Source organism: Pleionea sp. WD8-19, assembly GCF_055326765.1.
On record NZ_JBUZOU010000021.1, the window covers coordinates 22,781 to 35,089 of the forward strand.

A 12,309-nucleotide genomic window follows, 5' to 3' on the forward strand; every position below is an offset into this window, starting at 1 on the left:
GTATTTTAGAAAGAAACTAAAAGTGTAGCTCAAATCTGTATGAATGTTGGCGCTCTATGAGTCAGGTTTTACTTAAATATTTACAACTAGCTAGATTATTTGCGAATTGAATTAGAAAATTACTAAAACATATATAAGAGGTAAGAATGAATAGATTATTCTTTATTTTAACGCTAATTGCTGTTTGTATTTGTCAAGGGGTACATTCGAAAGTTCCAATTTTCTCTGAGGTTTACTGGCCATTTGACAGAAGTTGGGAAGACGAGATTAACGGACGTTCGCTGGAATTATCAAGTGGTGTAAGTCTTGAAGAAGAGTCAGACAATAAAGGTTATTTGTTATTTTATAAATCAGGGCTAGGAGTCGAAGCTGATCTTTCTGAGGAGATATTGATTTCTAAAGGCTTAGTGCTGAGTTTTAGGTATAGGCTAGACGCCAATCAAAGCGCTTTAGATTCTTGGCCACGACTTGTAGGCCTTTATGATGAAAACGGAGATGAACTCGCATTAATTTATGCGAAAAAAGCTGATGGAAAAGTTCGAGCGAGAGAATATGAACAGGATGGAACAAAAAGGTGGCAGGGAGATGGACAAGATACCATGAATGGCTTTTGGCACAAAGCAACTCTAGTAATGAATAGCGACGCAGGATTTGTTTCATTATATATCGATGGAAAGCTCGCTCAAAGAGATCCTTGGAATAATAAAGACACGAGAGTTAATAAAATTAGGCTTGGCGAAAGAATGCTTGGTTCGATTGACGACGTCAGGATTTATAGTCAAAACTATTCAATAGCTGACATAGAATTAAAGGAGGAAGAGCAATTAGATATCAAAAGCTTTCTTACTCAAACTATCGATCTTTCAAGCCCCGGGTTAGAAATGATAAAGGCGACTCTTGATGTAGATAAGCACTATTTAGCCATTAATTATTGGAGAGATTACGTTGTAAGAAAGCTGCGTAAAGAGAAATTGCCTCACTTTGGTGATAAAGATACATTGATGACTGAAAAGAAAACTGTTGTCGCGGATAAACTTATTAAAAATAACGATATTGATAGTCATCTTGAGGAAAGCTATGAGCAATGGAGATATCGTTTCAGAGATTATTATAATCTCTCTAGTGATAATTCAGATGATTTTGACTGGTTTGCTAAGCCAGACAAAGATTTGGAAACGCTAAGTCCAATGGCAGCTCATACATACGGTCAATTTTACTATTTTAGTTTTTTAGCTTCGAAGTACTGGAGTAGTGGTAACATTGAATATGCGAATAAGTGGTTTCAAATCACAGCGGATTTCGCTGCTAATCATAAAAGGCATTTGGATGAAAAGCTTATGCGTGACTCAAGCTTTTTAGATGATTATTATAATGTTGGCGTAGGTAATAGTCGCTGGGATAGCTCCTCGTCCTCTTTACTTTCTCAAAACGCAAGGGTTAACAATATAATTTCAGCGCTAGGTATTTTCTCCAAATCACCCAAAGACTTTGAATCTGTTTTAGGAAAAGATGAGCTATGGGAAATTGCGCTTGAAGAAGATAAAACGCCGGTTACTATTGAAACACTGCAGTTATTTGAGCCTATAGCATTAAAAGATATTGTTTATTCTTTAGTATTCGATCACCCAAAAGCTATTGTCGAAAAATATATTGATAATGGAAAAGGTTCTCCGAATCAGAGGCTCGAAGGTATTAAAGCACTCTTTAATATTGGGAATAACTTTAGAGAAATTAGTGACTCTCAATTATTTATTAATGCAAGAAAAGGACTCATTGATTATATTAGAAAATCAATCTATGATAATGGACCATTTTTGGAAGACTCTCTTAACTATAACCTTGGTGATGCCAATGATATACAAGTTATGCTTGATTCACTAATCGACGCGGCGTGTGAAAGTGATACACAATCTTCAGGAAATAAATATATTACTAGTGAACAATTATTGTTAGCCTGCAGAAAACTTGATAGTTTTCATAAGTTTCATAGATCGACTCAAACTCCTACGGGTGGAGCACCTCAGATCGGAAATAATAACATAGCAATTGCACCTAAGATTTGGACCGACACGTTGCTAGCCGAAAAATGGAAAGAAAGTGTTTATAAGCGGTTTACAGAGAAAGTTCACAAAAAATGGTTGTTAGATTACGTCAATCCGATTAATGATAGTTTCAGCTCAATTAATTATCCGTACGCGGGTTACAGTTTCTTAAGAAATGGTTTTGATCAAGACGACTCCTACTTATTTTTAAAAACAAGTCGCGCTAATAAAGGGAAGAATAATCATGACTATAATTCTATTCAGGTAGTGTCTAAAGGAAGACAGTTTTTGGTAGCTGGAGGGCCTCCAACCTATAATAAACACAGTGAAAGCGATAAGTTGAAATGGAAGCAGCTGAAAGACTATTTCAACGGAAAATCAACCGAAAAGGTTAATTCAATACTCGTTAACGGTGAAGGTCAAAGTAAAGACCAAGAAGAACGGACTACGATATATGGTACACCACTTCATGCACGGTGGCATACATCCGAGTTTTTTGACTATTCAGAGGGATTATATGACTTTGGTTACGGCCCTTCTGAGTCGATCGACCACTCTATATCACATCATAGGAAAATACTATTTTTACGAGATATGGATTTGTGGTTAGTGCTCGATAACATGATTGAACAAGACGGTAGTTTAAGTCCGATTAAACGAGAGTTTTCGCAAGTCTGGAATTTTTTACCTTTCGTAGAAGGGGAAGAAACTATACCAGGATTTAAACATGAACAAGTTGTTATAAGTGCAGAATTACAAGGTATTTTTACTAATGATTCTACAGACTCCGATGAATCAAAAGGCATATATACACCAAATATATTTTTGCACCACTTCGGAAGCTACGGTGATTCGTTGAATTACAAAAAGTACTATGGTGGACAAGATATTTCCGAAAATCCTTCGATGGAAATCAATACACCGAGCAAAACTGCCGGTTGGTACTCTCCAAACAGCGGTGAAATATATCCTGCAGTTGACATTCATACAAATTGGTCCGGAGTAGGAAGCCAGTTATTGATGACCTTAATGGTACCATCATCGTCGGAGTACGATAGAGTCTCGGAAATCGAAAGAAAAGTAGAAGATGAACACTTCTACTATATAAAAGCTTTGCTATGGATGGATGATGGGGTGCATGAAGTCAGGGCTTTTTCATCTATAAATGTTGAGCATATGGCAAAAGGAAAAGTATCATATTTTAAAGGTAAAGATTTGATACTCCATTATTACCCTGATGATTCGATTCGTGGTGTAGCCATCGATGCTTGTGAGTTGGAGTTAGATGGTTCCCATGTTGAAATTACTTCACCGAACTTTGAGTTTTACTGGAATGGTGAAGAAATACTCGATGTTGTGGATATTCATTATCTAGATCAAAGTACAAGTCAGGTTAATTGCGATTAATATATGAGCTATCTAGCAGCTAAAGGAGGACAGGAAAAGGCCGAGTATCGACCATGTTGTGGGCGATACTCTTTAGTAACTATAGAAGAAACCGACAAAGTCCACAACTTCAAAGCTTCACAAACCCATCGACACCGTGAGCCACAAAACGAAGTTGAAAAATAGTGGTTTCGATCAATTGTTTTTTTCGCTCCATACTGGCGTCTAAATACTCTGCACCGTTATTAAAGGTTAATGTGACCAAAGCTTCAGCTTGAATACGTGCGATTTTTTTAGGAAGAGAAGCGGACTGTTGTAAATACTCAGTCAGTTCTGCTGTGAAGTGCTCCACCTCGCGAGCAATGGCATCGCGAAACGCTTTTGAAGTACCGCTGCGTTCGCGAAGAAACAAGCGAAAGATATTCGGGTTTTCTTCCACAAATTCCATAAAGGTTTCAACCGATACCTCAATAATGCTAATGTTTTCATCGAAGCGTTTGCGAGCGCTGCGCATTAATTGACGAAGCGTTACGCCACATTCATCCACAAGTGTTAATCCGAGTTCTTCCATATCTTTAAAGTGACGATAAAAGGAGGTAGGAGCGATACCTGCTTCGCGTGCGACTTCTCGTAAACTTAAATTGGCGAAACTTTGCTCGGCACTGAGCTGTTTGAGAGCGGCATGAATAATCGCCAAACGCGTTTTTTCCTTTTGTTGGGCTCGGATCCCTGTCATAAACTACCTAGTAAGATTGTCTTGCTTGTCAATTATCATAATCCAAGTTATTGAAAATGAACAGTTAATTGCAAGGGCGTGATTTAAATGCTTTTAGAAATTGAAATGCGGGTTGGCAGACTTTATAATCTTGATTCGAGCGAACAAATGTACGCTGAATATTATTAATTACCGAGTTTTTCAATGCTACTGTCTCCAAAATCTCAACCTTCTTTAGAAAATAGCAAACCTAAAATTATCTGGCTAAACGTTTTGGTGTTTACGATTACTAGTTTAGTCGCACTTGTCGGTGTGCCTTTATACGGTTTTGTGTATGGTTTCGATATTTATCATTTAATCGCTACCGTTTTGTGTATCGGTTATTGTGGTATGTCAATTACCGCAGGCTACCATCGGCTTTGGTCGCACAAAACCTATGACGCACATTGGGTTGTTCGGGTAATTTATGCCATTGGTGGGGCGTTTGCGGTTCAAAACAGTGCTTTGCACTGGGCATCGGATCATCGAGTTCACCATCGATTTGTTGATAACAATGAAAAAGATCCTTATTCAGCAAAAAAGGGGTTTTGGTATTCGCATATTGGTTGGATGTTGCGCGAATATCAGGCACATCGTTACGATGATTATTCCAACGCAAAAGATTTGCAGAGAGATCCGATTGTGATGTGGCAACACCGTAATTATTTATGGCTGACACTCGCTGTGAACTTTGGTATTCCTTTATTAATCGGTGTGATACATGGCGATATTTGGGGCATGTTGTTAACGGCTGGATTTTTAAGGCTGGTGATCAGTCACCATGTTACTTTTTTAATCAATTCGTTGGCCCACATTTGGGGTAAACAACCGTACAGCGACCAAAATACTGCGCGAGATAATGGCGTAATAGCGCTGTTAACTTTTGGCGAAGGCTACCACAATTTCCATCATAATTTTCAAAACGATTACCGAAATGGGATCCGTTGGTGGCAATTTGATCCGACCAAATGGTTAATAAAGGTTTTGTCTTGGATTAAATTAACTCGAAACTTGAAGCGAAGTGATGAAATTCGTATTGAATTGGCTCGGCTCGAAATGCAAATGAAGCGAGTTGCAAAAAAATTACATCACTTACCTGACTATGAAGAGTTGATTGAAAAATTAAAGCTCGAATACGAAGAGTATAAGGGAAAGTTACAGGAGTATTATGCGGTAAAGCGTCAGTGGCTACAAACCCAAAAAACACAAATATTGCATAATTGTGAACAGCATGATGTGTACCAGCAATATCAGCACTTAAAATTACGACTACAGCAAGAGCGCGTGCGTTGGGCTGAGTTTATTCAACAGCTGCAGTTGCAAAAACGATACGTAAAAGCCGGTTAATCCGGCTTTTGGTTCAGCACACAATATTTGGTAAAGTCTTTTAATTGGTTAGCAGTCCAGTCACCTTTGGGTTTTTCTTTCATATCTTCACACCACTCGTCACTGCCCACTTCGGGTGAACATGCTGTTAATGTGAATAGGGCAATGATTAATAAACATCTTAATCGATTCATGGTTTACACCGGTTAAATAGGAAGATGGGACGGTAGTGTAACAATAGTCGTTGCTAATATAAATTGCCCGGCGTAGTAAAGTGGTAGCCCAAACAAGCGATCGGTAAATTTAGGTGATTTAAAGCGATGGGTGGCTACAAAAAAGTCAGAAACTAAAAACAATAGTGCACCCAGCCCTATGAGGGTGAACGTTCCATCAATACGTACCGACAATCCCATAGAAGCCATCGCACCCAAAGCTAACATATAGACCGGCACGCCTATTTTTAAATGGGTATTTAATGCGGGTTTAATCCATTTATAGACATAACTCATAGCGAGTAATATAGGGATAAGCCCGGCCATCCATTCCAGCCAGTTGAATGGATATTGTAAAAAGGCACTGATGTAGGCGAAATGGCCAATGAGAAATGCCAACATTCCCGCAAGGAAAAGCTTTTTTGAATGACCAATGAGAAACAAATCGCCAAGGACACCAGCAATAATCGCAAAAAGTATCAACAACGCATAGGTCGATGGGCTGTCCAGATAAAGCAACAATGTGTAGGCTAATAAACAGATCGAGGTAATCGCTTTGAATACTCCCGCTTTTGCTCGATTGTCGAAATAAGCAGCGATTAGAAGAAGTGTCAACGAAACCGAGGCGGCAATGATAAACATAGTGTCATTTATATTGAGCTATTTGAACTCAGTTTATCATGCGCATCAAGTTGAAAAAGAGGGTGTGAATAGTACCATTGAACACATTTTGAGATGACTGCATAATCACCACATCCTGTCAGTAAGCAAATACTGCCAGGTATTAGAGACGATTTGATTGAATCTCTAATTGCTCCCTTTTGCAATTTCGCAGCCTTATTTTAAGGCTGCTTTTTTATTGCATTCTCTTTTCCTTTAACCAAAGACTGGTTGAGTCAGTAATTTATTCGCTGTTTCTAACAATAGCTTACGCTGAAAAAGAAATTGTCGCTTTTTTCCTCCTACTTGTCGCCAGAGTACAGCGGCACGCACTGCAGAAAGCAACAAAGCCCGTATTTTGTCTTGATTTAATTTATTTTGCAGTAACTCAGGTTGGCCATGTACTTGAATACGTAATGGCAAACGACTGATGCTCTGACTGTAACAATCAGCGAGAGAAGCCAACAAGTTAGGGGAGATTAGCTCGTCATAATCCAGTAATCGACGCGTGTGCTCGATTCGTGACGAAAGTACTTGCTGCACTTCTTGGTTAGACACAAATTGTTTTTGTAAAGTAATCAAATTGGCCATATAACGGCCGAACTCGCTGTCGCGCTGACCTCCCGATGGATCCAATTGCGCACGTAGTTGACGTAAACCCGAGGTGAGGTTGGCACTTCCGCTGTAAAGCTCAACAATGGAACCCGAATCAATGCTGAAAATACTTTTGAATAATGGCAGCGCATCGGCTTCATCCATTTGACCTTTCCAGGCAACCTTTTGTACCTGTTGAATGGCTTGAGACATAGCCGCCAGTGCAAGAACAATGTTTTCCATGTGTGTTACTTTACCTTAAACTTTTTCGATGTTTTCGATGATGCCACCACCAAGGCAGACGTCATCTTTATAAAATACTACGGATTGGCCAGGCGTAACGGCGCGTTGTGGTTTTTCGAATTTTACTTGCCATTGATCGTCGCCTAAAGGAATGACTTCACAATCGAAATCTTGTTGGCGATAACGAACTTTGGCAGTAGCCCGAAAGCTTTCGTTAGGCGTATCGCGCGATACCCAATGCAGTTGATTGCAGGTAAGACTCCAGCTCATTAAAAGTGGATGATCATGCCCCTGTCCGACGATTAACGTATTTTTTTCTACGTTTTTGTCTACCACATACCAAGGCTCATCGCTGGCATCTTTCAACCCGCCAATGCCTAAGCCTTTACGTTGCCCAAGCGTATGAAACATTAACCCCTGATGTTCACCGACGCTATTTCCTTCGTCATCCAGAATTGGGCCAGGTTGTGCGGGTAAAAACTGCTCCAGAAAATCTTTGAACTTACGCTCACCAATAAAGCAGATGCCGGTACTGTCTTTTTTTCTTGCATTATCGAAACCCTGTTGTTCTGCAATTTTTCGGACTTCGGTTTTTTCGAGCTCGCCCACTGGAAACAATGTTTTTGCCAGCTGTTCTTGTCCAAGTGTATAAAGAAAATAGCTTTGATCTTTATTATTATCGACACCGCGTAGGAGTCGAAACTTTCCCTCATGATGATCTCGGCGAGTGTAGTGCCCGGTTGCTATGTAATCGGCACCAAGATGGATAGCAAAGTCTAAAAATGCTTTAAACTTGATTTCTTTATTGCACATGATATCGGGATTCGGTGTGCGTCCGGCACGATATTCCTGTAAGAAATATTCAAACACGCGGTCCCAATATTCGGCAGCAAAATTGACCGTGTGCAACTCAATACCGAGTTGATCACATACCGCTTGTGCGTCGGCCAGATCTTCGGCAGCGCTACAATACTCGTCGGTATCGTCTTCTTCCCAGTTTTTCATAAACAACCCTTCGACCGCGTAACCCTGTTGCAACAACAGGTAGGCCGAAACGGACGAGTCGACACCGCCAGACATACCGACAATGACTTTGGGTTTTTGCTCACTCATAAACAGATAATTTTTGATTGAGGGTGGTTCAGGGCAGGCGAGTATAACATAACTCAGCCAGTTTCAATTCATCGTTGAAGCAATGCAGCAAGTCTAGAGGAAAGGATTTTCCGGTGTGGTAATCTTCGAGGCACTTTAATACTAACGCACTTCGCAATTGTCGGCCAAGAGCGGTGATTTCACCTAGGGTCATCCAGTGGGCGGCCAAAATATCGTCGTCCTGCGGCTGTAAGGTATTTGGATTGTCGATTTCACCGCCGAAACAAAAACGAAGGTAATGTTTGCCGTTGGTGGCAGGCGTTAGAAAATAGCAACCGATCAGATAGGCGGGCTTAAATATCAATCCAGTTTCTTCCTCTACCTCTCGGCGAATCGCAGTTTCAATGGCTTCTTTATGTTCCACGTGCCCCGCTGGTTGATTAAAAACGCGCTGGCCAGTCGTTTTATCCATTTCTTCCACCATTAAAAATCGGCCTTGGTGCTCAATGATTGCAGCGACGGTAACACGGATGTTTTGACTCATAACGTGATCACTTAATAAAGATTTTCAAAATGATTCGATTAATCGATATTCACCAGGCTGTAAACGACCTAGATCCCATTGGCCAATGCGAGCTCGAATCAGCCTTAGAGTAGGATGGCCTACTGCAGCAGTCATGCGTCTCACTTGGCGGTTTTTGCCTTCAGAGATGGTGAGTTCCAGCCAGCAAGTGGGAATGTTTTTACGGAATCGAATGGGGGGATTTCTTTCCCAAATTTCAGGAGCCTCAATTAACTTTACTTGAGCGGGTCGAGTGACGCCATCTTTAAGTGCTACCCCTTTGCTCAGTTGCTCCAGAGCCTTTTCATCTGGAATATTTTCAACCTGTACCCAATAAGTTTTTGGCGATTTATGCTTAGGGTCGGTAATTTTATGTTGTAACTTGCCGTCGTTTGTTAATAACAACAACCCTTCGGAATCTTTGTCCAGTCGACCGGCTGCGTAAACACCTTTGATGTCGATAAAATCAGACAGCAGCGAGTCACCCTGTTCACCACTAAACTGGCACAGGGTATTAAACGGTTTATTAAATAATACAATCTTACGTTTACTTTTATTAGGCATCTAAATAACAAATTAATTTCGACTATACTTTTCGCCACACAATTTTATAAAGCAAGTCTTCGTGAGAGGCTTAGCGTTTATTGTAACTCTATAACCTCTTTTGTGCAGTGCAGTTAATTCGATTTTGGCGTATAATGCCGCCGTTTTAATATCGATTCATTCTAATTTCGTAAATGGTTTATATCGTGCGACTTTTCGAGCGGTAAATACAAACCTGAACGAAAATTAACCTGCAAATGGGAATGGCAATGACAACATCAAAAATCATTTATACTCTGACTGACGAAGCGCCTGCTCTGGCGACTTATTCATTTTTACCTATCGTTGAAGCCTTTACAAAAGTTTCCGCCATTGAAATGGAAACGCGAGACATTTCGTTGGCCGGACGAGTCATTGCCAACTTTCCTGAAAAGCTCAACGAAGCGCAAAAGCAATCGGATGATTTGGCTTATCTTGGAGAGCTGGCGAAAAAGCCGGAAGCGAACATCATTAAATTACCCAATATCAGCGCATCCATTCCGCAGTTAAAGGCAACCATCAAAGAGTTGCAGGAAAAAGGCTACGACTTACCGAATTACCCGGAAGAACCTACCACAGACGAAGAAAAGCAAATTAAAGCACGTTACGACAAAATCAAGGGCAGTGCGGTGAATCCGGTTTTGCGTGAAGGTAATTCCGATCGTCGTGCTCCAGCATCTGTTAAACAATATGCGAAAAATAATCCTCATTCTATGGGCGCTTGGTCTTCAAGTTCTAAGTCGCATGTGGCCAGCATGACTCAGGGCGACTTTTTTGGTAGCGAACAATCAGTAACGATTGAACAAGCAACCCGTGTCAATATTGAGTTTATCGATGAGTCGGGTAATGCCCAGGTGCTCAAAGAAAACACACCATTATTGGCTGGCGAAGTGATCGATTGTGCGGCTATGAGTGCAAAGCAATTGCAGCAGTTTATTGCTGAGCAAATTGAGCAATCGAAAGCGGACGATCTGCTGTTTTCCTTACATTTAAAGGCGACCATGATGAAAGTGTCGGACCCCATCATGTTTGGTCATGCGGTAAAAGTATTCTACAAAGACGTATTTGAAAAACACGCGGAGACTTTTGAGTCGATTGGAGTGGATGCCAACAACGGTATTGGCGATGTTTACAACAAGCTGCAACAGTTACCGGAAGACAAACAGGCTGAAATTAAGGCCGATATTGAAAAAGTGTATCAAAATCGTCCAGCTATGGCGATGGTCGATTCTGATAAGGGAATAACTAATTTACATGTGCCGAGCGATGTTATTATCGACGCTTCTATGCCTGCGGCCATTCGCTCATCCGGTCAAATGTGGGGGCCAGATGGCAAACAAAAAGACACCAAGTTTGTGATCCCGGATCGTTGTTATTCCGGGGTGTATCAGGAAACCATTGATTTCTGTAAGCAAAACGGCGCATTTGATCCAGCAACCATGGGATCCGTCTCCAATGTTGGTCTGATGGCACAGAAAGCAGAAGAGTACGGCTCGCACGACAAGACTTTTGAGGCAAAAGGAAAAGGAACCATTCGAGTTGTTGATAATGATGGTAATGTGTTGATGCAGCAACCTGTGGAGCAGGGCGATATCTTCCGTATGTGCCAAGTGAAAGATGCGCCAATCCAGGATTGGGTGAAGCTGGCCGTTAATCGAGCACGCGCAACTGGTAATCCGGCGGTATTCTGGCTCGATGAAAACCGCGCTCATGATGCGCAACTCATCACCAAAGTGAAACAATATTTACCCAATCACGATACTGATGGCCTTGAAATTCATATCATGGCGCCGAAAGAAGCGACTCGCTTTTCGTTGCAGCGCATGAAAGAAGGCAAGGACACCATTTCTGTTACCGGTAATGTATTGCGTGACTACCTAACCGATTTGTTCCCCATTTTAGAGCTGGGCACCAGTGCGAAAATGCTGTCGATCGTGCCTTTGATGAATGGTGGTGGGCTGTTTGAAACTGGGGCAGGTGGTTCTGCGCCTAAGCACGTCCAACAATTTGTAGAGGAAAATCACTTACGCTGGGATTCGCTCGGTGAATTTTTGGCGCTGTCGGTTTCTCTTGAGCATTTGGGGAATCACTTTAATAACCCAAAAGCCACCATTTTAGGTAAAACATTAGATACAGCGACCGGCGAGTTTTTACTGAATAACAAGTCACCTTCGCGCAAGGTTGGTGAGTTAGACAACCGTGGCAGTCACTTTTATCTGACGCTGTATTGGGCAAAGGCATTGGCCTCTCAAACTGAAGACTCAGAGCTTGCAGAACGTTTTAAAGTGCTGGCAAATACCCTTACTGAAAAGGAGTCAGTTATTGTTAAAGAGTTGAACCAGGTTCAAGGGCAGCCGATGGATATTGGCGGCTATTACAAACCGGATGCAGCAAAAGTGTCTGCAGCCATGCGCCCCAGTGCAACCTTCAATCAGGCAATTACCGAACTCTAACAAGGCTATTTGTCGGTATACAACCCTTGTTATGAGTGAAAAAATTAAGGCTCCATACGGAGCCTTAACGCTACTCTTCTTGTCGGTTAGTGGCATGCTTGGGCACAATACCCGAAGCATGTAATCCTTTCGGACCTTCGCTAACTTCAAATTCAACTTCCTGTCCAGCCTTTAGGCTGCGATAACCATCCATGTTTATGGTTGAGTAGTGGACGAAGATATCTTCGTCACCATTGTCGGAACGGATGAATCCGTATCCTTTTGCGTTGTTAAACCATTTGACGGTTCCCGTAGGCATAACTACTTTCCTCTATCCTGAACAGTGATCACATCTCAAACCGCTAACTTTTTGATATTTATTACGATTTGAAGCACCATGACAATGTTTTGCATAAAAAATGTA

11 protein-coding genes are annotated in these 12,309 nt (G+C 41.3%); 3 read left to right on the forward strand and 8 right to left on the reverse strand.

From position 1 onward, the window contains the following. Positions 1-146: 146 nt before the first annotated feature. Entirely contained in the window at positions 147-3,449 is a 3,303-nt protein-coding gene (locus ACTUJY_RS18660) for a heparinase II/III domain-containing protein (RefSeq protein WP_463617650.1), read from the forward strand. A 109-nt stretch (positions 3,450-3,558) separates the two neighbouring features. Here ACTUJY_RS18660 and fabR read toward each other — a convergent pair whose 3' ends face one another. Continuing rightward, entirely contained in the window at positions 3,559-4,164 is a 606-nt protein-coding gene (fabR, locus tag ACTUJY_RS18665; RefSeq protein ID WP_463617651.1) for an HTH-type transcriptional repressor FabR, read from the reverse strand. A gap of 183 nt (positions 4,165-4,347) precedes the next feature. On the opposite strand from fabR, the gene ACTUJY_RS18670 reads away from it, so the two are divergent. After that, positions 4,348-5,529: an acyl-CoA desaturase gene (locus ACTUJY_RS18670; protein ID WP_463617652.1), complete on the forward strand. Its 1,182-nt coding sequence runs from the start codon at positions 4,348-4,350 to the stop codon at positions 5,527-5,529. On the opposite strand, the gene ACTUJY_RS18675 is transcribed toward ACTUJY_RS18670, so the two are convergent. The 6 genes from ACTUJY_RS18675 to ACTUJY_RS18700 form a co-directional block, all read right to left on the reverse strand. Continuing rightward, on the reverse strand, positions 5,526-5,702 hold the full coding sequence (locus ACTUJY_RS18675; RefSeq protein ID WP_463617653.1) for a DUF3012 domain-containing protein: 177 nt from the start codon (positions 5,700-5,702) through the stop codon (positions 5,526-5,528). The two genes, ACTUJY_RS18670 and ACTUJY_RS18675, sit on opposite strands and share 4 nt — an antisense overlap. A 12-nt stretch (positions 5,703-5,714) precedes the next feature. After that, positions 5,715-6,362 carry a lysoplasmalogenase family protein gene (locus tag ACTUJY_RS18680; RefSeq protein ID WP_463617654.1) on the reverse strand — a complete coding sequence of 216 codons (648 nt, stop codon included), beginning with the start codon at positions 6,360-6,362 and terminating at the stop codon, positions 5,715-5,717. A 234-nt stretch (positions 6,363-6,596) separates the two neighbouring features. Further along, positions 6,597-7,217, reverse strand: a complete 621-nt coding sequence (gene hflD, locus ACTUJY_RS18685; RefSeq protein ID WP_463617655.1) for a high frequency lysogenization protein HflD — start codon at positions 7,215-7,217, stop codon at positions 6,597-6,599. 15 nt (positions 7,218-7,232) lie between these two features. Further along, complete coding sequence (gene mnmA, locus ACTUJY_RS18690; RefSeq protein WP_463617685.1) at positions 7,233-8,336, reverse strand: tRNA 2-thiouridine(34) synthase MnmA; 1,104 nt, start codon at positions 8,334-8,336, stop codon at positions 7,233-7,235. 22 nt (positions 8,337-8,358) lie between these two features. Further along, positions 8,359-8,853, reverse strand: a complete 495-nt coding sequence (locus tag ACTUJY_RS18695) for an NUDIX hydrolase (RefSeq protein ID WP_463617656.1) — start codon at positions 8,851-8,853, stop codon at positions 8,359-8,361. 24 nt (positions 8,854-8,877) lie between these two features. Further along, on the reverse strand, positions 8,878-9,435 hold the full coding sequence (locus tag ACTUJY_RS18700) for a pseudouridine synthase (protein WP_463617657.1): 558 nt from the start codon (positions 9,433-9,435) through the stop codon (positions 8,878-8,880). 242 nt (positions 9,436-9,677) lie between these two features. On the opposite strand from ACTUJY_RS18700, the gene ACTUJY_RS18705 reads away from it, so the two are divergent. Continuing rightward, entirely contained in the window at positions 9,678-11,906 is a 2,229-nt protein-coding gene (locus ACTUJY_RS18705; protein ID WP_463617658.1) for an NADP-dependent isocitrate dehydrogenase, read from the forward strand. 70 nt (positions 11,907-11,976) lie between these two features. Here ACTUJY_RS18705 and cspD read toward each other — a convergent pair whose 3' ends face one another. Continuing rightward, complete coding sequence (gene cspD / locus ACTUJY_RS18710) at positions 11,977-12,204, reverse strand: cold shock domain-containing protein CspD (RefSeq protein WP_463617659.1); 228 nt, start codon at positions 12,202-12,204, stop codon at positions 11,977-11,979. Positions 12,205-12,309: the final 105 nt, after the last annotated feature.